This is a genomic window from Enterovibrio calviensis DSM 14347, from assembly GCF_000621165.1.
GTDB lineage: Bacteria > Pseudomonadota > Gammaproteobacteria > Enterobacterales > Vibrionaceae > Enterovibrio > Enterovibrio calviensis.
Map to the genome: position 1 here is coordinate 1 of NZ_KK211218.1, position 24,618 is coordinate 24,618.

The 24,618-nt window shown below is 47.3% G+C and carries 20 protein-coding genes; 8 read left to right on the plus strand and 12 right to left on the minus strand.

The genetic code is table 11. The annotated features are described in order from the left end of the window. The 3 genes from Q365_RS25945 to yccS form a co-directional block, all read right to left on the minus strand. Positions 1 to 221, minus strand: a 221-nt coding sequence (locus Q365_RS25945; RefSeq protein ID WP_028025966.1) for an ASCH domain-containing protein, incomplete at its 3' end; no start/stop codon positions are given. Positions 222 to 359: 138 nt separating this feature from the next. Next, complete coding sequence (locus tag Q365_RS0121240) at positions 360 to 749, minus strand: VOC family protein (protein ID WP_028025245.1); 390 nt, start codon at positions 747 to 749, stop codon at positions 360 to 362. Between the two features lie 347 nt (positions 750 to 1,096). After that, positions 1,097 to 3,271 (minus strand): YccS family putative transporter, encoded by a 2,175-nt coding sequence (gene yccS / locus Q365_RS0121245; protein ID WP_028025246.1) that lies wholly within the window; start codon positions 3,269 to 3,271, stop codon positions 1,097 to 1,099. A 230-nt stretch (positions 3,272 to 3,501) separates the two neighbouring features. Between yccS and helD the strand changes: the two genes are divergently transcribed. Further along, positions 3,502 to 5,589: a DNA helicase IV gene (gene helD, locus Q365_RS0121255; protein ID WP_028025247.1), complete on the plus strand. Its 2,088-nt coding sequence runs from the start codon at positions 3,502 to 3,504 to the stop codon at positions 5,587 to 5,589. A gap of 62 nt (positions 5,590 to 5,651) precedes the next feature. On the opposite strand, the gene Q365_RS0121260 is transcribed toward helD, so the two are convergent. Beyond that, positions 5,652 to 7,103, minus strand: coding sequence for an HD-GYP domain-containing protein (locus Q365_RS0121260; protein ID WP_028025248.1), 1,452 nt, complete (start codon positions 7,101 to 7,103; stop codon positions 5,652 to 5,654). A gap of 31 nt (positions 7,104 to 7,134) precedes the next feature. Then, positions 7,135 to 7,572 carry a hypothetical protein gene (locus Q365_RS0121265; RefSeq protein WP_028025249.1) on the minus strand — a complete coding sequence of 146 codons (438 nt, stop codon included), beginning with the start codon at positions 7,570 to 7,572 and terminating at the stop codon, positions 7,135 to 7,137. A gap of 455 nt (positions 7,573 to 8,027) precedes the next feature. Here Q365_RS0121265 and Q365_RS0121270 point away from each other — a divergent pair, with 455 nt between their 5' ends. The 3 genes from Q365_RS0121270 (at position 8,028) to Q365_RS0121280 (ending at position 10,394) form a co-directional block, all read left to right on the plus strand. Next, entirely contained in the window at positions 8,028 to 8,777 is a 750-nt protein-coding gene (locus Q365_RS0121270) for a flagellar brake domain-containing protein (RefSeq protein WP_028025250.1), read from the plus strand. A 211-nt stretch (positions 8,778 to 8,988) separates the two neighbouring features. Then, positions 8,989 to 9,609, plus strand: a complete 621-nt coding sequence (locus tag Q365_RS0121275) for a hypothetical protein (RefSeq protein WP_028025251.1) — start codon at positions 8,989 to 8,991, stop codon at positions 9,607 to 9,609. 50 nt (positions 9,610 to 9,659) lie between these two features. Further along, entirely contained in the window at positions 9,660 to 10,394 is a 735-nt protein-coding gene (locus Q365_RS0121280) for an oxygen-binding di-iron domain-containing protein (RefSeq protein WP_028025252.1), read from the plus strand. An 85-nt stretch (positions 10,395 to 10,479) separates the two neighbouring features. Here the strand turns inward: Q365_RS0121280 and Q365_RS0121285 are convergent, their stop codons facing one another. Together Q365_RS0121285 and Q365_RS0121290 are read right to left on the minus strand one after the other, a co-directional pair. Further along, positions 10,480 to 10,890, minus strand: coding sequence for a BLUF domain-containing protein (locus tag Q365_RS0121285; protein ID WP_028025253.1), 411 nt, complete (start codon positions 10,888 to 10,890; stop codon positions 10,480 to 10,482). 46 nt (positions 10,891 to 10,936) lie between these two features. Then, positions 10,937 to 12,628 carry a VRR-NUC domain-containing protein gene (locus Q365_RS0121290; RefSeq protein ID WP_028025254.1) on the minus strand — a complete coding sequence of 564 codons (1,692 nt, stop codon included), beginning with the start codon at positions 12,626 to 12,628 and terminating at the stop codon, positions 10,937 to 10,939. Between the two features lie 52 nt (positions 12,629 to 12,680). Between Q365_RS0121290 and Q365_RS0121295 the strand changes: the two genes are divergently transcribed. The 3 genes from Q365_RS0121295 to Q365_RS0121305 all read left to right on the plus strand — a co-directional run bounded on the left by Q365_RS0121295 (position 12,681) and on the right by Q365_RS0121305 (position 18,058). Beyond that, on the plus strand, positions 12,681 to 14,195 hold the full coding sequence (locus Q365_RS0121295) for a bifunctional NUDIX hydrolase/phosphatase PAP2 family protein (protein ID WP_081796349.1): 1,515 nt from the start codon (positions 12,681 to 12,683) through the stop codon (positions 14,193 to 14,195). 216 nt (positions 14,196 to 14,411) lie between these two features. Then, positions 14,412 to 17,465: a D-2-hydroxyglutarate dehydrogenase YdiJ gene (gene ydiJ / locus Q365_RS0121300; protein WP_028025256.1), complete on the plus strand. Its 3,054-nt coding sequence runs from the start codon at positions 14,412 to 14,414 to the stop codon at positions 17,463 to 17,465. A 179-nt stretch (positions 17,466 to 17,644) separates the two neighbouring features. Further along, on the plus strand, positions 17,645 to 18,058 hold the full coding sequence (locus tag Q365_RS0121305; protein ID WP_028025257.1) for a VOC family protein: 414 nt from the start codon (positions 17,645 to 17,647) through the stop codon (positions 18,056 to 18,058). A 163-nt stretch (positions 18,059 to 18,221) separates the two neighbouring features. Here Q365_RS0121305 and aqpZ read toward each other — a convergent pair whose 3' ends face one another. Then, positions 18,222 to 18,911 carry an aquaporin Z gene (gene aqpZ, locus Q365_RS0121310; protein ID WP_407637622.1) on the minus strand — a complete coding sequence of 230 codons (690 nt, stop codon included), beginning with the start codon at positions 18,909 to 18,911 and terminating at the stop codon, positions 18,222 to 18,224. 299 nt (positions 18,912 to 19,210) lie between these two features. Between aqpZ and Q365_RS27025 the strand changes: the two genes are divergently transcribed. Continuing rightward, positions 19,211 to 19,366, plus strand: a complete 156-nt coding sequence (locus tag Q365_RS27025) for a hypothetical protein (RefSeq protein ID WP_028025259.1) — start codon at positions 19,211 to 19,213, stop codon at positions 19,364 to 19,366. Between the two features lie 62 nt (positions 19,367 to 19,428). Here the strand turns inward: Q365_RS27025 and Q365_RS0121320 are convergent, their stop codons facing one another. The 4 genes from Q365_RS0121320 to Q365_RS0121340 all read right to left on the minus strand — a co-directional run bounded on the left by Q365_RS0121320 (position 19,429) and on the right by Q365_RS0121340 (position 24,609). Continuing rightward, on the minus strand, positions 19,429 to 21,801 hold the full coding sequence (locus Q365_RS0121320) for a YgiQ family radical SAM protein (RefSeq protein WP_028025260.1): 2,373 nt from the start codon (positions 21,799 to 21,801) through the stop codon (positions 19,429 to 19,431). Positions 21,802 to 21,934: 133 nt separating this feature from the next. After that, a complete protein-coding gene (locus tag Q365_RS0121325; RefSeq protein ID WP_028025261.1) occupies positions 21,935 to 22,921 on the minus strand; it encodes a DUF2860 domain-containing protein in 987 nt (328 codons plus the stop codon). Between the two features lie 238 nt (positions 22,922 to 23,159). Then, on the minus strand, positions 23,160 to 23,726 hold the full coding sequence (locus Q365_RS0121335) for a DUF6942 family protein (protein ID WP_028025263.1): 567 nt from the start codon (positions 23,724 to 23,726) through the stop codon (positions 23,160 to 23,162). 13 nt (positions 23,727 to 23,739) lie between these two features. Beyond that, positions 23,740 to 24,609 (minus strand): LysR family transcriptional regulator, encoded by an 870-nt coding sequence (locus Q365_RS0121340; RefSeq protein ID WP_028025264.1) that lies wholly within the window; start codon positions 24,607 to 24,609, stop codon positions 23,740 to 23,742. Between the last annotated feature and the right edge of the window lie 9 nt (positions 24,610 to 24,618).

The following is a 24,618-nucleotide window of genomic DNA, read 5'->3' on the forward strand; positions in this document are numbered from 1 at the left end:
TTTCCCACCTTTGGTAATGCATCACCTGCGACTTCATAGTCTTCGACTAACCCACTGCCTGCCGTCTTTGTACCATTCAAGTAAAGAGCTATTAACTTATCAGTAATGCTGAGTACCCCAGCAGCGTTAGCCTCGACGGTATAGTCAAAATGAGGCTCGATTGCTGGTTGCGAATCAAGGTACTTATTCCAAAATGCCAATTCAGATTCTGTTAATTTCAATTGCTCCTCCTGAGCTGCAGTACGCTTAACGTCGCAATAACGGGCGCTTACCAAACCGCCAAAACTGCATTAATCCTTTGTATTAATGACACTTTTAAAAGCTGCCACAGTGACAAAGCGTCCACGTTTATTACCTTGTTATGCCTGGGCTAAACGCTGACAAATCTCTTCATATTCATAGCTAGTAATCTCATAAGGATTACCATATGGGTCAACAAAATAAATAGACCAAGACAGGTTATGATCACTTTCTCTGAAATCAACACCATGATTAGTCAGTTGAATTTTCCACTTATCGTAATTTACTGAATCCACAGAAAATGCCACTGTTGTATTTACCAAAGTTTCAGACTCAAAAAGGGCGATATGAACACCTCCGTTTTCCATTGTTAACGGCCCTCCCTCTAGAAACCAACATTCGAGCGACTCAACTCGAGTGAATCCCAGCACTTCGTTGTACCATTGCTCTGCTATCAAACGATTTGGTGCGTAAATATGAACATGATCTATCTTTTCTAACTTTGGCATGACTACAACCTCCGTGAACTTTTAGGTTGAAAGGAATAACAGTGTATTAGATGACAAAGTGTCGGAATTAAACACGACATTTAGTCCCTTAGTAACAATGCACCATACCTTAACTATTCGTGAGTATCTGATTTTAAAGACTTGTTTAGTCGTTTGGCATTTCAGTTTGTGAAAAAGCTCCAAAATGTCATTTTTCATCACCATGTGTTGGATTTCTTCGATGCTGTTGTTATCAACAGCAAAAAGGTCGGTTCAGATTAGAAAGGGTAGGGTCAAAGGAGGGAGCTATTATTCGAGCAGACAATGCGGAAGAGGGATTCCGCATTGTCGCTATTCTTTGTGTCTTCTTATGACTTGGAGTTCTTCAGCGCCTTCTGTGCTAACACATCCGTCAGTTGGTGCATTTCAGGCATGATTCGGTGAATCAAATGCAGTTGCTGCAACACCATTCTGGCAGAACTGCTTTCTTCATCTCGCCATCTTTCCAAATGCTTACCTAACGCATCAGATAAACATGGCGAGTGTGTCTCAGAGTTGCCTGAAAGGGTGGTGATCAAACAATCGAGTTCTTCATGAATGCCCCGGTGTGCTTTGGATACCAGCTCATGGATGCTGTCATCATCCATTTGCATGCGGTGCGCGCCCAGCGTTGAGATATAGCTCAGCATTGCGTGATTCAAACAAAGAAAACGGAAGCTTTCGTCGATAGCGGTGCGGTAGCGCCCTGGCTCTGCCAGCATATTACTGATGGCGGTGGTGAGTTGGGCGTCTTGGTTGTGCGCTTCTCGACGCGCAACGCGATAGGCCATGGTGTCGCGTTTACCGATGCGATATTGGCCGATGATCTGCGCAAGGTAGTCGCGGTTTGCGGCCACAGAATCTTTCATGATCCCGCGTAAGCGGTGAGCCTGCCAATCTGGCAGTACAAAGCGCACCGCAGCAACCGCGAGTAAACAGCCAATCAAGGTATCACCCAATCGTGGCAGCATCACGGCATAGCCTTCTCCGAGTTGGTTGAAACACATCAACACCAATAAGGTAATAAAGGCGGTTGCAGCGGCATAGTGGGTGGTTCGGAAGGCAAAGAACAGCACCCCAAATAGCACCATCAATACCAGTTGGCCTGTTAAATCAGGGAACAGCGTGAGTAACGGAAGGCCGACGAGTAAGCCAATCAGTGTGCCAGATACCCGTTCTGTCAGCTTACTGCGTGTGGCGGAATAGTTGACCTGACAGACGAATAGCGTCGTCAGCAATATCCAGTAGCCTCGTGTCAGGTCGAACGCTTGAATGATGCCGTAGCCTACGCCCAGCGCCAAACTCAAGCGCACCGCGTGACGAAACAGCAAGGATTTTGGCGTCATCTGCGCCCAAACGCGGACACATTTTTCTTTGAAGCCGTGGGCATTGGAATCTGGGATTTCTTTGTCTTCGTCGTTGATCGTTGCATCAGGATTGCTGATGTTAGATAGCTGACGCTCAACCGTGGCGAGGTTATTGAACAGGAAATCGAGTTGCCCTAGTAGCAGGTTCCACTCAGGGTTGTTTTCCGCTTTGATATACAGCAGCGACTCATGCAGTTCATCCAGCGCTTTCACGCTTTCTTCGCCATGGCGATAGGGGCGAGACAAGGTCAAGCAGTGAGAGACTTCCAAGCATGCTTTGGACTGCAGGTGCAACAAACGTTGAAGGCGGAACATGACATCGCTATGGAAAAACACTTCTGCTAAATCTTGGTAGCGAGAGTGGGAAGAGTTAGCGCGTTCGTGAATATCTTGAGCCAGAAAGTAAATCTTGAGCAGCTGACGTGTGTCGCTGTTCACGCGACCACGACGCATTCGGTTCATGAGAGCTGTTTTGGCGCCGTTCAGCGCGTTAACGACTTTGATGTTTTCATTCGCATCTCTCAGGCGCAATGGCTGAGGGTTGATGTTTCTGCTGGGATGAAACATCTGAGACTTTTGGTCGAGATACTGAGACAAGGTGTTAAATACAAGGGCGAGGCTTTGTTGTACCGGCTGCAAAGGCCAAAGAAGCAGCCATACTAATGAAATAAAGCCGTACCACGCTGCACCTGCGATAAGCAGGGAAGGCTGATACCACAAAGAGACTGATTCATGCGCACCGAGCATGGTATATATCGCGGTGAGAACGGATGCAAATGCAATGCTGGTATACCGCGGACCAATCGCCCCCAACATAATGAAGCTGAAGGTAGAAACAACCATTCCTGATACAAATAAAAGGGGATACTCAAACAGTATCTCGACAGAAAAGGTGGTGATGGCAAAACAGAATAACGTGGTGATCAACGCGGAGAATCGGCCGGAGAAATTGTCATCCGTTTCCGCCAGTGCAGAAGCAATAATGCCTAGAACTAGGGGCGTGATTGCTTCTGACGCGCCATACCACCAACAAGGAATCGCGACGCCTACCAGAGCAATGAAAACTCTCACGCTATAATTGATACGACTGTTGGCCCAGTATTCACGGAATGTAAGCGAAGTGCGTTTTGAAATCATGAGAACGAAACTGGAGGAAGAATGGGAGTAAGATAGCAGATTGACGCCTTCATCCAAGGGGTGAGATCAAATTCGATGTCATTTTCGCTTTTATCATCCCAAGCATCTTCAGATTTCTTGGATACAACATCATTTTGTTGTATTTCATTCACCTAGTCCCTGCTAGACCGTGAGAAGGAAGCGAGAAATTGTTATCATCGGTGTTGTTATTCCTAAGATAGAAACCGTTCATGAAATTGTCTGCCAGTAAGCTTGCTCAATGGTGTGTGCAGGGCGATCACTACAGCATCGCATTGTGCGACTACCACCTAGTCTTTGAGTCAAAACAGCTCACAGAGACTGTTCCTTTTGCGATTTGGGACGGTCAATGCAGGCTTACCCGTGGTTTGCTCTGGGGCAAAGTCACTTTTATTGTTTCTCCTTCTGATCAACCCGCGCGTTCTATCTCTGTGTATGGCCTGCCTTGGCAAGATTTAACCGCGTTTGTAAATCGCATCACCGATGCGTATCAATTGTGGCTGGGCAAACAACAAAACAAATTCATGTTGATTGAGCACGAGTTGATCGCGCTGCGTGACGAGATCCGAGATCACAAAGGTTACTTGCGTGATGCTGACTTGCAGCAATGGCTGGCGAAAGCCCGTTCGCAAATTGAAGAGTTAGGTGTTAATCCTCAGGTTGCCGCCTTGGCGAACCCTGAGCTTTATCAGTCGCTGTTCGTGTGGCTACAAAACGGCAGCGCCATGCGGGATGCGCAAAATGCCAAATGGACGAAAAACCAACTAGCACGCTGGTCTCAGTGGTTTGATGGCATAGAGTCCTCACCGCTCAATTCTTCGCAGCGACAAGCGGTTCTTATGGATGACAACCATAACTTGCTGCTCGCGGGCGCGGGGTCGGGCAAAACCAGTGTGTTGATGGCGCGAACGCAATATCTTGTAGCCAGCGAACAAACCACGGCTGATCGCATTGTGATGTTGGCGTTTGGCAAAAAAGCCAGTGAAGAGATGTCTCAGCGGTTGCTCTCTGCCGGTTTGAAAGAGGTACAGGTGGCAACGTTCCACAGCTTTGCGACCCGAGTAATCAAAGAAATCACAGGAAGTGCGCCAGTATTGTCGTCGTTAGCAACGGATGAAGAAGCGAAACTGGCGTGGATGACATTGTGGTTGGCAGAAAACTTGTCACAGCCAGCAATTGAAAAACGATGGTTGAAGCATCTATCGCAGTGGCAAGTTTCAGGGTTGAGCAGCGAAAGAGCGCTGGCAGAACAAGCGCATGAGCCTCGTCTTCATAAGTGGTTATGGCGACAGGTTGATTTGCTTATTCAGCAAGACAAGTCGCAATCGGCGTTTCGTGGTGTGGTGAAAGGGGACGCCCGAGCGGAAAGTGAATTCGCATTGGTATGGCCGTTGATGCGCAGCTATCAACAGCATCTTTCTCAAGCCAATGAGCACGATTTTAACAGCCTGATAAAAACAGCAACCAAACTGCTATCGAAAAAGAGCAACACATTCTCCGCGCAATATGACCACATCATGGTGGATGAATACCAAGATATTTCGCCTTCGAGAATGGCAATGCTAGAGGCGCTGTGCGGCGGTAAGCGAGAACGTTCGCCTTCGCTGTTTGCAGTCGGGGATGACTGGCAGGCCATTTATCGTTTTGCAGGGTCAGATGTCAGCTTAACCACTGACTTCTTGTCGCGATTCCCTGCTGGCGTGATTAATTATTTGGATGTGACCTATCGCTTTCACTCTCAAATAGGGGCTGTCGCTAACCCGTTCATTCAAGAGAACCCCAGGCAAATCACCAAACCACTCAATAGCCAGAAAGTGCAGAAGAAGAAAGGCGTGCACCTTTTGGCGACGGAATCGATGGAAGAGACGTTAGCTAAGCTGGCAAATACCGTGGGTGATCGCGATGTCACTCTGATGATGATTGGGCGTCAACACGCCAGTAAACCAGCTGATTTGGCATCGTGGCAAGCGCGTTGGCCCTCACTAAACATAACGTTTGTGACGGCTCACGCCAGTAAGGGCTTAGAGGCTGATTTCACATTTATCCTTGATGTGAATGAGGGGGTGTTTCCTGCCAATAACCAAAGTGAAGGGCTTGAGTATGCACTGTTAAGCGTTGATGGCGAGATGGTTCATGCTGAGGAGCGACGCTTGTTCTATGTGGCACTCACCCGTGCTAAGCAAGAGTGCTGGATCTTCTCACAACCAGAGAAACCTTCTGAGTTTGTAAAAGAACTCTGGCAAGGTGATTATCCGGTAACGGTAAAACTGCCCAAAAAAGCGCTCCAATCTACCCAGTGATGAATGTCTGGTCTTTGTTGAGGGCGGATAACGCTTGAACGCGTGAGCGGTGGAATGGGGTATCAAGCGGCATCCGCGTCTTTGTCACTGTATTGCGCGGCAATATCAACAAACTGATGTTCGCACGCAAGAAACGCGTCAACGATGGCGGGGTCAAAATGGGTTCCATTGCCCTGCAAAATGATCTCTTTGGCTTTTTCATGGCTAAACGCGGGTTTATAGACCCGTTTAGAGATCAACGCATCATAAACGTCCGCGAGGGCCATTAAGCGCCCTGACAGCGGGATTTTTTCTCCGGTTAACCCTAGCGGGTAACCAGATCCATCCCATTTTTCATGATGTGTCGCCGCAATTTCCTTGGCGAAGCGCAAGAACGCAATGCCATCAACGCTTTTTTCCGTGATTGATAACGCATCAGCGCCTAACTGCGCGTGGGTTTTCATGATCACAAACTCTTCATCGGTCAGTTTGCCTGGCTTGAGAAGAATCGCGTCAGGAATGCCAACTTTGCCCACGTCATGAAGCGGCGCGGATTTATAAAGTAGATCTATCGTTTCATCGTTAAGGTAAGCCGCATATTTGGTTTGTCTGCGCAGCGTATAGGCGAGTGCGCGAACGTAATTTTGTGTACGGAGAATATGTGCGCCTGTTTCGTTGTCCCTCACTTCCGCGAGCGTCGAAAGCCCAATGATGGTGGCATCCCGTGTTCGATTGATTTCGTCATAACTGGCATGAAGGTCGCCCAGCATCTTGTTGGTGTAGTGAGCAATAATGCCCAGTTCACCCACATGATTGGAGGGAAGGGTTTGATCTAACTGGCCACTCGATGCGAGCACCATAGTGTGGGTTTGACGCTCCAATTGCTGGTGGATCAAGTCAGCCCCATTTTTAGAGATCACCGCGATATAACCAACGACCACGAGTGCAACGAAGAAGAATTCCTTCAGAATGCTATCAATATCGGCAATCGCGGGTTTGTGTTCAGAATGCTCGACCAACCAAAGCAAATCTTTGGTAACGACCAAGCCCAAGAGTACGGTGACCATGACAACGAGAAACATCGCCCCCAAACCAATTTGCCCAGCTAGCGGCGTGCATTGATCTGGTTCATCTTGCCATTGAGCGGGGCATTCAAAATGATGGCGCGTGTTGTCGATGGCCAAGTCTAGGCTGATCACAATGCCCAATAGTGTTATGCCAAACATCACCTTCAAATTGCTGTCCATAGGGAAGTCATAGAGCACGCCGTACCACGTCGCAAAACCTATTCCTGCGATCGCGAACGTAGTGATATTCGCCAGCAGGCTGACCTCACCATGGTAAAGGGTGCGAAGAATTAATCGCACGAAGAAGAGGGCGATAAAGACTGTCGCTGTTTGAATCAGTAAGACAGCCGTGGGGAGAGAATCAATAAAGGGGCACACTTTAGAGCCATAGAGGGTGAACACAATAACCGCGACGACATAGTGAATGATGGCCCGTTTGGGAGACTGTACCCTTGCTCTTTCCGTCATATTCTCTTTCTCTTTTGGGGAGTGAAAGCGTTTAGTTTGTAAGGCTGGCGCTAACGCCACATTGCATCAGCGTTTTTTCAGCGAGCAGTTCCGTCACCAGCACATGAAAATAGAACGGCGCCTTGCCAGAACGCATTTGTTGTTCAGGTTCATTCAAGGCGTTTTTCGTTAACGAACCAAACTTCTTGAAGACAATGGATGACGACTCACCCGTTATCGCCATGCCAAGCTTCGCGCAAGTGGAGAGGTTGTTCATCAAGGATATATGCATCCTATGTTCGTCTGCGTCGCTGACCCCTAACACCGCAAAATAGTCATTGTTCCGCAGCCAAATCTCTCCATTTTCGATTATCTGTTTTTCTCCCGAACTCATGCTTGCCCACGGCTTTTCAAACCCCAGCACTTTGAGCGTTTTCTTGATGTTCTCTGTTGGTGGATAGCCTTTTCCTTCGGAAGAATATGCTGACACGGAGTAAGCCGAGAACGTCATCACACACCCAAAAAGGAGAAGAGCGGACGTGAAACGCCGCAAACCGCTGTTAACCACATGCACCACGTTTATCTAAGAATGTTCTCTAAGTGTAGACGGATGAATTAATTTTTCGATGAATCCCTAGTTCGAAGATTATGTCTGGCTGATGATTCACATCACAGAACCCATGATTCCCTGTATTTTCACGTGGGGGTAATAAGTAGCGAATGGGCATAAATCAATAAAATATAAGGAAATGAAGAGTGAGTTACGAATAAAGACAGCCAACTAGTTTGTTGAATTTACGCGATCTTTTGCCTATATATTAATGATAGAAAAAAGAAATGTTGGTCATGAGATATGCGAGTGATGTGTTAAAAATTCTGACATTTACCATCAGCATGTAACTGACTCTACGCACTAGAAATACGTATTTCCGGCGAGGGATAGCAATGAATACAAACTCGGCACCAGCAAAAAGTCCGCCGGCAAAAGCAAAAGAACGTGTGATCATGGGCCTTCAGGCCATGGATTTTATCCAGCACGGTACTGAAGCGTCATTGGAAATTGTCACGCCCCTCGGACAAAGGCTTAATTTCAAATCTAATTTTATTGGTTTTGATGACCAACAACATATTTTCTTTACGATGCCAAAGCTGAATAAACGTGAATATGAAGAGTTTTTCATGGAAGGCTTTAACGTTGATATCGAAGGCATCTCTGAGCAAGGCGAAGGGGCATTGGTGCGTTTTAGAACACGCATCGCACATGTGGTGTTACGTCCTATTCAAGTGCTGGTTTTTCCCGTTCCTCAGCAAGCAAAACTGGTGTTACTACGAAACGAAGTGAGATATGACTTGCGTTTGCCGGGCGATATTCAGCTGTCGAACAGAAAGTTGGGTGTGATTTTGACGGACGTGTCATCAGGAGGTTGCGGATATAGTTATGAAGCTATTTCGCCAGAATTTGATGTCGACCAAAAGATCGTTTTAGAAGTGGTTAACAAAGCAAACGGGGATACTTACGCACTGAGTGGTTCGGTGAAAAATGGTCGTAAAAAGCGAGGTAAACAAACGTATGGGATGGTGTTTGATGAACCCGGAAAGGCTAACTGCCGTCGCTTACTGTCAACCTTGATTTATGATGGGACGAAATACGTATTTAGAAACCCCAAAAAAGACACAGGGCCAGGTGGAAGTTAAGCACTAGCGACATGAATTGTCGTGAAAAAACAAAGCGCGAAAAGCACCGGATCTCATCGGTGCTTTTTTTGTATTTGTGTTGTTGAGTTTGTTAGTCAAAAGGCGCTAAGAGCTGCTTCAAATCAAATAATTAACAAAAAACGTCTCATTTCTGATTACATGAGAAATCTTGTCTAAACTTAGCGGATAGCGTTATAAATCAGAGCTTTTCATGAATGACCTGAATGTTGATAACCATTTTGTTACAGCTGCCGTTGTTGCCGCAGAACTGTACAAAGCACGGGAAATCGCCAATGACATTTCATTGACGGCGAGCAATGCTCGTGCGCTGGCGTTGCGCGCAGGTCAAGGGGCGGCGGGTTTTCGTGCCATCACTGATTTCATTGATCAGTTAGCCGAAACCACGGTTCAGACGTCAGATACCATCAATTTTAAGGCTGTGACTATCAGTCGCTTAGCGACGGATATCGTGCGGAGTGAACGAACAATTGCGCGTTTTAATCAGGCAGCGAAAGCCAGCCACGATGCTCAGTTTGTGCAGAGTATTATTGATCCTATCGTGCACATGAAAAATGACCACGCGATCGTGCTACGACAGTTTCATCGCGAAGTGGCTCAATTATCCGAACTTCTGGAAAACCTTGCGAGAGAGATAAAAACGGCATCTGTGCTGTCTGCCATGTCTCGTGTGGAAGCGTCCCAATCAGGGAAAAAATTTGAAGAAGGGCTAAATGTGGTGGCAGACAATGTATCAACTGCTGCTGAGCGTATTCAAGTACATATCATGCTCTCTCAGTCGCTATGTCGAGAATTGTCAGACGACTATTACTGAGGTCATTAGCAATTATAGGAACGGCTCTTATGCCTCGGAGATAGGCTTTAATGATTACAAAAGAAATCTATTCAGGCGAAACACATCAGTGGTTTATGTTTGGTCGAGATCCCTCTAAGCCCGAAAAAATCATAGATACAAACCAGTATATGATTCGCACCCCCAAAGGTGCCTTGTTGATGGATCCTGGTGGCATTGAAATATTCTCGGCGATGCTGGCATCTGTCGTAAAACAAATTCCCATCACGCACATTACGCATTTGTTTGCCTCTCACCAAGACCCCGACATTATTTCGTCGCTAGGGCTTTGGGACACGGCATTAAAAGGCGCGAAGCTTCATGCGCCTTGGCTGTGGGAAGGGTTTATCCGTCATTTCGGTATGGAAAATATCGAATATGCCCCGATTGCAGATGAAGGTGGTACGCTGGTTTTAAATGGCGTTGAAGTGCGGTTTATTCCTGCTCACTATCTGCATGCATCAGGCAATTATCATGTCTATGATCCTGTTGCTAAAATTTTAATGAGTGGTGATGTTGGTGCCGCTTTGGAAGCGGATGATGCGCCATTGGAAGTGGAAGATTTCGAAGAGCATATCCCGAAAATGCAGGGGTTCCATCAACGTTGGATGCCGTCGAACGAAGCAAAAAATGACTGGGTCAAGCGAGTCAGAATGTTAGATATTGAGATGATGTGCCCACAGCATGGTCGCGTGTTTACAGGCAAAAACGTTGGTAAGTTTTTGGATTGGTTTGAAAAGCTCGATGTCGGTGTTGCTATCAAATAGGCCGATATCCTGACGTTGAGATACTCTGCAGATGCCCTGATTACTGAATAGAAGCAATAGAAAAGAGCGCCAGTGGCGCTCTTTTCTATTCTCTGAAGACAAGCAATAGATTGAGCGCTTCACCGGGGTCAATTTGGTGATTTGCGTCATCGGAAAAAAAGCGATTAAAACCTGCGAGCCTTGGGTCGTCATTGTTGATGTGATGAAAGCCCATACTCCAATTGCTAAATTGACGCTTGGTGATACTTTTGCGCATGAGTTCGACAATCGAATAGTGCCGATGATCGTGACATATCACATCAAAAAGTGGGTAGAGCACGTCTTCCTCACCTTCAATGACCTGAATAAAGTCACCGTCTTTGTAAAGAAGCATTCCGGTCACACCGATCTCTTCGTTGTTTTTGCGCATCGAAGCAAGCATATTTGAAAGCTCAAGCTCGCTAAAAGGGTGTTCCCCGCTACTGATATAGACAAGCTGTCTTAGTGTGTCACTCATTGTTCGCCCTATTCCCTCGATCTATGCCTCACCTAGTAAGTATGTATTAAGTCTCGGTATTTGCACGACAATTTAATGCTTTCACGTAGAGAACAGAACTTTCTATGTGTTGTTGGTTTAAGAAGTTGAGCCAACGGATTTGGTGTGGCTGAAGTTTGTCTCCGGGACCTTTAATTTCCACAAATTGGCATTGTTTTCCTTTTACCATGAATAAGTCCGGATGCCCGGCTCGGTTGGATTTTGGATCAAAGAGAATGCGCTCAACACATCGAATGATCTGCGTCGCAGTGAACGTAGTGCTTATCGCCTCTATCAATGGCCTATCGACGAGCTGCCATTGCACCCAATCATTGGTGATGCCGGTTTTTTCATCGTATACATCAAGCAACGAATAGGTGCCTTCTTGAAGATCAAGGAAGCGTTTCTCTATCAGCGAGTTCCTGTTTTCGACAAATTCAGGGGAATACATGTCTCTCGGTGAACGCTGAAAAGGGTGCATAAATGCCCCTTTAGTAGGAGAAAAAATAATGTCCCAGAATAGAAGCCCAAACACAGCGTTCAGCACCGCATTTTCACAAAACCAAACTGTCCATCCTTGCGCTTCATAGGCCAATGCTGCAACACGCTCAACGCGTTGTTCGATGTCCATTGAGCACGTAACACTGGAAAACTGTTGGGGTGGAACGGCAATATTCTCCAAAAGGAGAGGGGACAAGGATCCGTCGGATTTTGCGGCTTTTTTGGCGATTTGCCTTGCGAGTCGCTGCGCCACCTCTTTTTCATCTTCGTTGATGGGAAGGCGCAACATGGATTCGATCCATTCACATGCGAGGTTAACGTTCTTTTGCTTAATCGCGATGCGCGCGAGCCTCTCGCGTGCTGGCGGTAAGTCGGATTGAGCAAACAAGGTTGTCGCTGTTTCTAAATCATCAACGCGTTCTGCATCTCTTGCTAGTCGGTTAGCTAAACGATCCCATTTTCTGCGTAGTGGTGGCCAATTTGGCTTTTGAGGCAGCGCATCTATCATTGAAAGTGACGATTTAACCTCTTTATTTTCAGTGAGTTTTACTAAATCGTCGTTTAGTGTCGAAAAAATTAGCCAATCTTCCACTTGGTCTCTGGAGTTAAACAGTCTGTCTCGATAAAGAAGTGGTACTCTTTCGAACCGATAAATACCTAAGTCACTTAAAACAAACTGGCTAAGGTCTTGTCGTGAATTACCAAAATATAACAAGAGAAAGACAGGCAGCACGTCATGCGAAATGCAGAGGCAGTCAAATGTCATTGGCGGGATATCTCTCCCTTCTTGTAACACCACAATGTCGTCTACGAGATCAGCTTTCTTAGCTGATGGTTTGAGTACGGATGATAAGTGCGCATCTGAGGATGAAAAGTGCTTAATGAGTTCAGGCTTGGTCATGAGATCGGCTGCAACTCGTACTGGTGGTGTTCGTGTGGCGCGAATGATGTCGCACTCGACAATCTCTCGAATTGCCACATCAATATCAGTGATTTCGGCGTAATGGAGTTTGTCTCGACGAAACCAGTTTCCTTTGCGTGAAAGCAATCTCACCGTCAGCAGCTTTGCGTCTGTGGAGAGGTCTGCAAAAGAAGCTAGCCAAGTTTTTTCTGTTTTTGTCAGCAGATCTTCATAGCGTTGCGTGACGATATCTACGATGGATAAAAAGTTGTCGAGATAATAGCGCGCAGGCAAAACCTCGGTAGGGTGGTTTTCCATATCATCCTGTTTTTTCAAGGGGTACGCACGCTTCATAGAATGGTATTTTTTGATGTTTATCGACCCAGTATGGCAGGGGTCATTTTGTTTTGATAGAGGTTCTCGGCTCGTGAAAATCGTTCGCTTAATGACTGTGTTAATGGTGTTCTTGGCATTCAACGTGTTTGCTAAGGCGGCAGACAATGCAATCAATAGCACCCTGCCCATCAAAGCGGCGGATTGCCTGATCGTTGATGATGCGGGCAATATCTTAATGGTTCATGAAGTGATAAGCGGCAAGTACGCCATTCCTGGCGGAGCCATCATTGATGATGAGTCGCCATCAATGGCTGCTATCAGAGAAGTTTATGAGGAAACCGGTTTTCATGTCTCAGTAGGAGAGATGATTGCACGAACGTATAACTCTGCGATTTTTGCGTGTCAGATAAACTCACCGACGCCCTATTTTGTCGATCAAACCGGCAAACGCGTTGTGATGGGATGGTCTGCTCCGCACTTTGGTAAAGAAGTGAAGCGGGTTCTCCTTTTGCCAAACACGGCACGTGTTCGAAATAACTACCGCTTTCCTGAACATAAATGGAGGTTCCCCAAGTGGGTGCCGATGGTTCAAGCCAGTGATTTTGTGTTGTCCCCAAGAGAAGATAAAGCGCTGACGCCGTTTTATCGGGGTCAGTTACATGCCCTTCAAACCTTACACAGCGCAAGCATTTCGAGCCGCGGATACACCTATGTCAGTAATACTGTGATTGCGTTTGGGGGGCTGTTTACGCCACTTTTCTTCGTTTTTTCTTTGGCCTTTATTCGCGCGTTTCACGGACACCGTGCTTTGTTAATTTATGGGGCAGGTTTGCTCGGGGTATCAGTTCTTTCGTTGTTGCTGAGCACGGCGATTGAATTACCGAGACCCTATTTCATTGACCCTGTGTTTGGTGAGCAAGATACCATTGGCTACACACTCCCTAGTATGAGCTTGGCGTTGACTGTTTTCATGTTTAGTTGGTTTGTGCTGTGTTGGGACAAAGAAAAACAACCGAAAGGACGAAAGCGATTGGCACTGTTGGGTATCGTTGCCGTCATTGTAGTGAGCGGAAAAGCCTTGCTGCAAGGCGAACATTTTCCATCCGACCTTGTTATCGGTGCTTTGATGGGGGTGGGGGCGAGCTTTGCACTTCGGTGGGTAAAAGATTTACGTTTTTCTAATCGAAACCGCATGCTGACGTCGGCGAGATTTTGGCTGCTGGCTTTTGTGTTTAATGCGGTAATCGGGCTTTGGATTCATAAGCCCCAAATTATCTACCTCTCAGCGATTTGCTTGGGCACATATTGCTCATTATTGTGCTTAAAGCTATACCCGATTTACGTGTCGGCCGTTCGGCGTCCGGCAAAAGTGACATTTTTCGCGTTGGCGACAGGGGGTATTCTGTTGCTGGTAACGGGGAATCTGTATGTGACGGGCAAGTATGCGATTAATCAAATCGTCGTCGCCATGAATTGTGGAACTGCTTGGGCAATCGCCGTGCTGCTGTTGGTTGTCACACCGAGAGTGTTTCTGCGTTTGATGCGCTAATCGTATTGTTGATTACGTGTTTGAATAATTTGGATTAAAAAGCGGTTGAGTATGCACAGCGATGTTGTGTGTTTTCAGCCGCTTTTCGTTATTGATGAGCATCATTTCCACTTTGAAGCACCTCACACCTGAGGTAAAGTGTGTGGCATTGAATTCAACGCAATTTGCCAGAAACCGTATGGAATAACGGTGAGCATACTGGCCTCAGGGAGCATGATGTTACCAGCACTTACCCATCAGCACACACTTGAACCTGTTGTTGGGCGCTATCTGGATGCGCTCAAAAGCAATGGTTTTCATGGTGATGTAGAAACCTTCTACGCAAGCCGACTTGCTGTCGCGACAGATAACTCTGTCTATCAACTTTTGCCACAAGCCGTGGTTTTCCCTACGTCAATTCAAGATCTGTCGATGATTGGCTCGCTATGCCAACAGTCTGAATTTGGTGAGATCCGTTTCTCTGCGAGAGGGGGCGGCACGGGGACCAATGGGCAATCTTTGACTCAACACATCGTGGTTGATTTGTCTCGACACATGCGCAGCATCCTTGAAGTGAACGCCGAGGAAGGCTGGGTTCGTGTTCAAGCGGGTGTGGTGAAAGACGCGCTCAATGACGCGCTTAGACCCCACGGTTTCTTCTTCTCTCCTGACCTTTCCACCAGTAATCGCGCAACGGTTGGTGGCATGGTGAATACTGATGCATCGGGTCAAGGGTCGTTACGCTATGGCAAAACGTCGGATCATGTTTTGGGTCTTACCGCTGTCATGGCTGATGGTTCGCTGTTGGAAACAGACACGTTTTCAATGGAAGAGATTGCCGACAATCAGCGCCAAGATTTTGCAGGGCATGCATTGCGAACGGTCGCGGAAATTTGCCGTTCAAAACGTGCAGAGATTGACGCCAAGTTCCCACCATTGAACCGCTTTTTGACAGGCTATGATCTTAAAAATGCCTATCAACCTGAGTCAGATACTTTCAACATCGCGCGCGTGCTGTGTGGCGCTGAAGGCTCCTTGGCATTTATTGCTGAAGCCAAACTCAATATCACGCCAATCCCGAAAGCGCGCACCTTGGTCAATGTGAAATACGACAGCTTCGACTCCGCTCTGCGCAGTGCGCCAGTGATGGTGGAAGCAAAAGCATTGTCCGTTGAAACCGTTGACTCTCGCGTATTGAACCTTGCGCGAGAAGATATTGTTTGGAACACGGTGAAAGACTTACTGACCGATGTTCCGGGCAAAGTGATGCAAGGTATCAACGTGGTTGAATTCGCGGGCAATGACATCGAGGAAGTTAACGCTCAAGTCACGGCACTGGTGGCACGTTTAGACGTGTTGGTTGAAGCGGGCGATCAGGGTGTGATTGGGTATCAAGTCTGTGACGATCTCCCGTCGATTAACCGCATCTACAACATGCGCAAAAAAGCAGTCGGTTTGTTGGGCGCGACCAAAGGCGCAGCCAAACCTATCGCATTTGCTGAAGACACCTGCGTACCGCCAGAGAACCTCGCTGACTACATTGTTGAGTTTCGTGAATTGCTCGATAGCCACAAGCTAGATTACGGCATGTTTGGCCATGTTGACGCAGGTGTACTTCACGTTCGTCCTGCGCTTGATATGTGTGACCCTGAACAAGAGCGTCTGATGAAGACAATTTCTGATCAGGTTGTGGCGCTGGTCGCCAAATATGGCGGTTTGATGTGGGGTGAGCACGGCAAAGGCTTCCGCTCTGAATACGGGCCTGAGTTCTTTGGCGATGAACTGTTTAACGAGTTGCGTAAGGTTAAAGCAGCATTTGACCCTGATAATAGAATGAATCCGGGGAAAATCTGTACGCCGTTTGATAGTAACGAAACGCTGGTGAAAGTAGACGGAGAAAAGCGCGGTGCGCTAGACCGCCAAATCCCAGTCGTGACGCGAGACAGTTTCCGTCAGGCGATGGAATGTAACGGCAACGGGCTGTGTTTTAACTACGACACAAGCTCGCCAATGTGTCCGTCGATGAAAATTACCTATGATCGTCGACATTCGCCGAAAGGTCGTGCCGGTATTGTTCGTGAATGGCTGCGTTTGCTTGCCGAACAGGGCGTCGACCCACTTGCGCTTGAAAAAGACCTCAACGAGAAAACACCGTCGGTTCGCCAGATTGTTGCGCGCTTCAAAAACACATGGCTTGCTAAGAAAGACGAATACGATTTCTCGCATGAAGTGATGGAGGCCATGAACGGTTGTTTGGCGTGTAAGGCGTGCGCAACGCAATGTCCGATAAAAGTGGATGTGCCGAGTTTCCGCTCTCGCTTTATCAATCTTTATTACAGTCGCTATCAGCGTCCTGCCAAAGATTATTTGGTCGCAAACATTGAATCCATGCTGCCTTGGATGGCCAAAGCGCCCGTTATCGTTAACACCTTTACCCAACCTAAGTGGGCACAGGCGGCCACCAAGAAAGCGATAGGGTATGTTGATACTCCTGCATTATCGGTGCCTACGCTGATGGAATCACTTGACGGTCATCATGCTGTTAAGTTTGATTTGGAGTGGCTGAAAGCATTGAGTGTGGAAGAGCGCTCGCGTTATGTATTGATCGTGCAGGACCCATTTACCAGTTTCTACGAAGCGGATGTCGTGAGCGACTTGGTTCGCCTCGTTGAAAAGCTGGGTAAGAAACCGATGTTGCTGCCGTTTAAGCCAAACGGTAAGGCACAACACATCAAAGGGTTTTTGAAGAAGTTCGCTAAAACTGCGGCAAATACCTCCGAGTTTCTTAATCAGGTCGCTGAGCTGTCTATTCCAATGGTTGGCGTCGACCCTGCTTTGGTACTTTGCTATCGCGACGAATACATTGAAATCCTCGGTGACAAGCGCGGAGATTTTACGGTATTAACTGCGCACGAATGGCTATTGGATGAAATCCAAGAAGTACCAGCGAAAGACAATGTCGACAATGACGCTTGGTATTTGTTTGCGCATTGCACAGAGAAAACCAAGTTGCCTAACGCTGAAGCTGAGTGGGGACGTATCTTCACGCACTTTGGCGGAAAACTGGAAACCGTTCCTGTAGGTTGTTGTGGCATGGCGGGTACCTACGGACATGAATCAGACAAGTTGGAAAACTCCAAAGGCATCTATGGCCTAAGTTGGAAGCCAAGACTCGAAGATCTGCCAAAATCTCGTTGCATGGCGACAGGCTATTCATGTCGTAGTCAGGTGAAACGTTTTGAACATAAAAAACTGTTCCATCCGGTGCAGGTATTGCTGAGAATGGCGTAAAGCTTGGCATAACCGTCCAGCAAGCGACGATGTATCACAAGTATCTAAGGGAGCGATAAGCTCCCTTTTTGCTGACTAGGTGGACATGAATGTGAGTGCTGTCTTAATAGTTAGCCGAGGCTAAATGAGTCAACTGATAGTCTTACCCATAACGATGTCGTTAATGGTGAGGAGTTGTCATGAATATGCTTCAACCACATATTACGTTTCATGGTGTTTGCAGAGACGCCTTACTTTTCTATCAAACTGCTCTAGGTGGCAAAGTAAACACGGTGACCACTTTCAATGATTCGCCGGTTGAGTTTCCTTCCCACATTCTCGATCGAGTCATGCATGCCGAGTTTGTTTCTCCAGAAGTGCGTTTTCTAGCGTCTGACGGGTTGGATGATTCATTGGCCCAAGGCTCTGGAGATGTGGCTTTTCATGTTTCGTTCAGTGAAGAACGCCGACAAAGTGAAGTGTTTATGGCACTGTCGGATAGAGGGCAAGTTATTATGCCGCTGGATTATACGTTTTGGGGGGTGAAGTTCGGTATTGTCACTGACCAATTTGGTATTCGATGGATGTTAAGTTGTTCCGAACAGGAAGGTTAAAGGCACATTTGCATTCGATCACGCTTCTATCGTGTGTCGATTAAACTCGATCAAACACCAATCAAATTCTCATAAAAAGAAAGCCCCAGCCAATGAAGCTGGGGCTTTTTATTTCGGAACAACAGTGACGTTTTGAACGCCAAAAGTTCCTGCGCTGTGAGGTTTAGTCTTCGTTAGGGCTTAGCCAGCGGTATGTCACACCAGCAATAAAGGCGCCGATCAAAGGAGCGACCCAGAACATCCAAAGTTGCTCAATCGCCCAATCCCCAACTATTAATGCAGGCCCTGTACTTCTTGCTGGGTTAACTGAGGTATTGGTAATTGGGATACTGATCAAGTGAATCAGAGTGAGAGACAGACCGATTGCGAGCCCTGCAAAACCTGGGCTGGCAAGTTTATGGGTTGCCCCCATGATGACAATCAAGAACATGAAGGTCATGACGACTTCGGTGAGGAAACCTGACAGCATGTCATAGCCACCCGGAGAGTGCTCGCCATAGCCGTTAGACGCTAAGCCGCCGGCAAGGTCAAATCCAGGTTGTCCGCTGGCAATGATGTAGACAGTGAAAGCACCGAGTATGGCTCCTAAAACTTGAGCAACAATATAGGGGAGGAGATCACTCGTAGGGAAACGGCCACCTGCCCATAAACCGACTGAGACAGCAGGGTTTAAATGACAGCCTGAAATGTGGCCAATGGCGTAAGCCATGGTGACGACAGTGAGACCAAACGCAAGAGCAACACCTAAGAAGCCAATGCCAAGCTCGGGGAATGCAGCGGCAAATACGGCGCTACCACACCCACCGAGTACGAGCCAGAATGTGCCGATGAACTCAGCCGTAAGTTTTTTCAACATATTATAACCTTCTATTACAAAAAGTTTTGGAGAGAGGGAATACCTTACTCAGAAAGTCTAGTAGAGCTTTCACCCGCCTAGGTAAATAAATCTAGCGAACTATACTGAGTGATTGATGAATACTGTTCTTTCGTATGGGCGCGCCAACAAATGGTAGTAATGACTTACCACAGGCTTTATGTGTCACAACTGAGTGTGGCTATCGGAGAGAGGTAGCCGCTTGATCCATTCATCGCTGTCCAGACGTATATGTGTTAACGTTGAAAAATCATAGAGTTGGCTAACGAGGCTATAAAATGATTAAAATTGCGGTGATTGTTGGACTGATCATTGTCGGTTTATTGGCTGCCAAATTTCTTGATGAAAACGCACAGAAGAAAGTATTGATTGGCCTGTGTGTGCTCGCGGCGCTTGCGTCCTTGGGACTGGTGATTTCTGAATTGATGCGATAGAAAATGTATATGACGAACTAAAAAGCGAACCTAATGGTTCGCTTTTTTGGTTTTGGATTCAGTTATCGAGCCGCTGGGCGATTTCGATTTCCTGACGGGCGATTCTTATTCGCTCCAGGCTTAGAACCTGATGGCCTAGACGTATTAGGCTTACCACCTGTTGGCTTCGTACCTAGTGGCTTAGCACCTTGCGATCTTGAACCTGGTTTCGAAGCAGGTTTAGAACCGCTAGCGCCTAAAGGTTTTGGCTTGCCAGTTGCAGGTCGTTTCTGACCATTTGCAGCCGATTGCCCTTTTGCCCCTCTCCCTTGGCCCTGAGGTTTACGGATGTCAGGTTGATTAGGGTGCTTAGTGGCAAAACTTTTCTTGCCTGAGCGGTTTGAATTACGACGCATCAAAGCTGCCATTTCCGCATCGCTACCTTCACGCGGGATCAAGCAATCTGCGCGGTCACCAATCAGGTGACGCTTACCCATGCTGATCAAGGCTTCACGAATCATCGGCCAGTTGGCCGGATCGTGATAGCGTAATAGCGCTTTGTGTAAGCGACGTTGTAATTCCCCTTTAGCGACAAACAGTTCTTCACGCTTCTTGTACTTCACGCGTTTCAGTGGGTTCGTCTCAGAGTGGTACATCGACGTGGCGTTACACATTGGCGATGGGTAGAAGTTCTGTACCTGATCACATTGGAAGTCGTTCTCTTTAAGCCACAACGCCAAGTTCAACATGTCATCGTCAGTACAGCCTGGGTGGGCTGCAATGAAGTAAGGGATCAAATACTGTTTCTTGCCAGCTTCCTTCGAATATTTTTCGAAGAGCTCTTTGAATCGGTCATACGTGCCCATGCCCGGTTTCATCATCAGATCCAGCGTACCTTTCTCGGTATGCTCTGGTGCAATCTTCAGATAGCCGCCAACATGGTGAGTCACCAATTCTTTGACATATTCAGGCGATTCAATCGCAAGGTCATAGCGAACACCGGATGCGATAACGACTTTCTTCACGCCCGGCAATTCGCGAGCTGAACGGTATAGGTCGACCGTGTGCTTATGGTCTGTGTTTAGCTTTTCACAGATTTTCGGGAACACACAAGATGGGCGACGACAGTTCTTCTCAGCACGTGGGTCTGAACAACCAAGGCGATACATGTTTGCCGTTGGGCCGCCGAGATCTGAAATCACGCCAGTGAATCCAGGTACCTTTTCACGAATGTCTTCAATCTCGTTCAGGATTGATTCCTTAGAACGGTTTTGAATGATGCGTCCTTCGTGTTCGGTAATCGAACAGAATGAACAACCACCAAAACAGCCACGCATGATGTTGACCGAGGTCTTGATCATTTCATACGCAGGGATTTTTGCATCGCCGTATTTCGGGTGAGGCACTCGTGCGAATGGCAGACCAAACACGTAATCCATTTCTTCTGTTGTCAGAGGAATGGGTGGGGTGTTCACCCAAAGCTCGCGTTCGCCATGTTTTTGTACAAGTGCGCGAGCAGAGTAAGGGTTGGCTTCCAAGTGCATCACGCGGCTTGCGTGTGCATATAACACTTTGTCGTTGACCAGTTTCTCGAAAGAAGGCAAGCGAACATAGCTATTTTCAGCATCATGACGTGGTGGGCGAACCATGATAGGTTTCGCTTCGTTGTCTTTTTTGCCTTCGGTCTCACAAGCCGTTTCCGTGGCATACGGATTAGGCATGACCATGGATTTACCCGGTTTGTCGATGCGAGAGCTATCAACTTCGGTCATGTCCTCTGGCGCATTTTTCAACATCACGGCTGTGCCAGCAATGCGGTTCATGGTTGCAACACTTTCGCCTTTAGAAAAGCGATGGGCAACTTCAACCAAAGCACGTTCAGCATTACCAAACAGAAGAATGTCGGCTTTCGCGTCGCACAGCACAGAGCGACGTACTTTGTCTGACCAATAGTCATAGTGCGACAAGCGGCGAAGGCTGGCTTCAATACCACCCAGCACAATCGGTGTTTCTTTATAAGCTTCTTTACAGCGTTGAGTATAAATCAACACTGCACGGTCAGGACGCATTCCACCTTTGTTATCAGGCGTGTAAGCATCGTCATGACGAATTTTTTTGTCTGCGGTATAGCGGTTGATCATGGAGTCCATGTTACCCGCAGTAATACCGAAGAAGAGGTTTGGCTGACCCAGCGCCATAAACGCTTTTTTGTCCTGCCAGTCTGGCTGCGCAATGATCCCAACGCGGAAACCTTGAGCTTCTAATGTACGACCAATAACGGCCATACCAAAGCTAGGGTGATCGACATAGGCATCGCCTGTAACAATAATAATGTCACAGCTGTCCCAACCGAGCTGATCCATTTCTTCCCTACTTGTTGGTAGGAAAGGAGAAGTGTCATAACACTCAGCCCAATATTTAGGGTATTCGAAGATGGGAGTGACGGAATTGCGCATTTCTTAACCTCTTTTTCGCAAGGCGGCAATTATAGCGGCTTGTAGAGAGGAGAGCCAGAAGCTTTAAACCCGCAATTTTGCAAGGTTTTTGGTAGGAATAGGCTGCACTCCCTGAGAATGCAGCCAATTAGTGTCAGAATTTGTAGCTTACACCCAGCGAAAATAGGTACTGGCTTGTGTTGTAGAAATCAATATTTGAGTCGGTGTTGTTGTAGCCTGCCAGCGAAATGAAAGACAAAGATTCCATTCCAAAAATCTCGCCGTATTCATAGGCAAGGAACGCACCGTAGTCTTTATCTTCTCGTGTGGTGTTGAATACAGGATTCATCGCATCGTAATCACGGACGTGATATTTAGCCGTTAGGACGATCTTGTTGCGACCCGCAAAGCTGAAGTAAGACAGTTCTCCACCAATGGATTGGTATGACATTGCGTCGCCATCGGCATCGTGATTGAGGTAAACCACGGCAGGCGCTATACCAAGGCCGCGACCTAGAAACTGACGATAACTGGCTTTGGTGTAAAAGGTATCGCCATCACGAGCAAGCTGGTTTTGCTCAGAGAGTGAAAAACTGTTCGCGCCGCTTTGCTCATTGTCGATTTCAGTTTGCGCATACGCGAAGTCCAGCGACAGGGGTGAACCGCCGATTCGATTGACTTGCAGGCGATACGCATTGCCAGACTTGTCTGTTTCACTGCGGGCCGAATCGGTGAGGTAAGGATTCGCCCACACTTCTTCAGAAACAACAGTAGGAAGATAGGCGGCAGTAATTTGCGTGCCTGATGCTAATTCGTGTTTGTAGCCGATCTCCAGCGCAATGGTACCTACGGCGATATCCTCTCGCGTCGTACCTGCGAAAATCTGATGGTTTAGCCCTTCGCCCCATGTGAACGCCACACTGCCTAGGGGGCCAAAAATGCTATCTGTTTCGCTGTTACCACTGCTATTTAGAGGAGAGTTTTTGATGGGGTCACTGCTGGTGGAAAGGTTTGAGTCGGTGGAAACGACACCCCCAATCAGCGAAATCTCTCCACTGAGACCGCCGCGATCTGCTAGACCAGCGTGAGCAAACATAGGCAGCAACGCTAAGCCTGTTAGAACATGATGTTTCATTTTCATGGGAGCAATATCCTTTGCTTTGGCGAACGCCTGTTATGTGTTTTTGTGATGAGCAATACATTGAGTATTAGAATCATCTTATCAAACTCGATGGCAAGAAAAATAGTCATAGAGCCAAGGTAATCATGTTTAATGTCATGATCTGCCCAAGCAAACTGAAACCGAGCATCTGCTGTTTGCTTAGGCACACATCATTACGGAACGCTTGAACAAAAACGATCACCATTGTTGAGTAAATTTATGGGGTTACTGTGCAGCTTGATTCTAGGCTGACTATTAATCCGGCCAACACATCAATTTTTGCATTTGAAAGTTGGCGATAGTCGAAATAGGGACAGATGAGAATCGGCAAGGAGGGGTGTTTGGCGAACTCTTGATCAAGCCATACGCATTCGTGCGAGATGTTTAGTTGAGCAGCATGAGTTCTTCCCGCAATAATGTGAATACCATTCGTGTGAGGTGCTGAACTTTGGATCTGCGTTTTAAGATCCTGTGCCCCAAAGTATAAGCGTGTGTTCGAGTCGGCTTGCAGAAGCGCTTTGTCTCTAAATACCTGCCACGTCTGGAAACCTTTGGGTTTTAGGCGTGAGTGTTCGGGCAGAGCGCAAAGCAGTTTTGCATACACGTTGAACACCTTGCGCCAGCCATTTCCGCCAACTTCTCCAACGGCTTTTATCTCACCTACTGAAAGGGGAGTATTGCTTCCTGCATTCGGCATATCGCCCCATATCATGTCTAGTGGCGGTGATTTTTCAACATAGACATGGATTGAAGCGTTGGGCGATCCTAAAGAAAATGCATGCACAGCGTTGGTCCTGTTATTTGTTTTGTTGTACGAAGTCGATGAATGCGCGGTCAGCCAATGACAAGTAGCCATGTTTTCGCCATGCCATGGAAATGTCCAAGGTAACGGGCTCTTCAAATGGAATAGCAACGAGACCGGGTTCGTGTTCGGTGACCAGTTCCAGCAAAGCCGTGATGGCAAAACCATGACGAACAATATTGAGGATCATGGCAAGCAGGTTGGTTTCAAACGACAGGTTGGGTGTAATTTTATGACTCGTGCATATTTGGTCAATGAACTCGCGATGGAAGTAGCCTTTTTTAAACATCACCAATTCTTCGTCAAAAAATGAACGAAAGCTGATAGAACGCTTTGCTGCCAATGGGTGATCGGTGCTGGTCACCGCCACCATTTGCGAAGTAATTAGATGGGAGGTGTCTAACGCGGCGGGTACATTTTGGCTGTGTATCACACCGATATCTAGCTCCCCGTCGAGCAGCATTTGTCGTATCGATTGCGTCCCTGCTTCGACCACACTCAGCTTGAGATCAGGGTATTTGGATTTAAAACCCATCAGAATAGACGGAAAAAAATAGGAACCAAGCATACCCGGCACACCGACTCGCACCTCGCCTTTTTGTAACCCACGTAGCTCCGCCATTTCTGTATTGGCATCTTCCATCATCTGTAAGATTCGATGGGCGTGGGGCAGCAAAAGCTTACCTTCATGAGTTAGGTGAACTTGGCGTTCGTTGCGGTCAAAGAGATTCAGTCCAATGCTACTTTCGAGCTTTTTGATCGCAATGCTCAATGCAGGCTGCGCGATGTGCAGCTTTCTTGCTGCGCGAGTGAAGCTCCTTTGTTCCGCGACACACGCGAAATATCGAAGTTGGCGAACATCCATGTGCAGTAG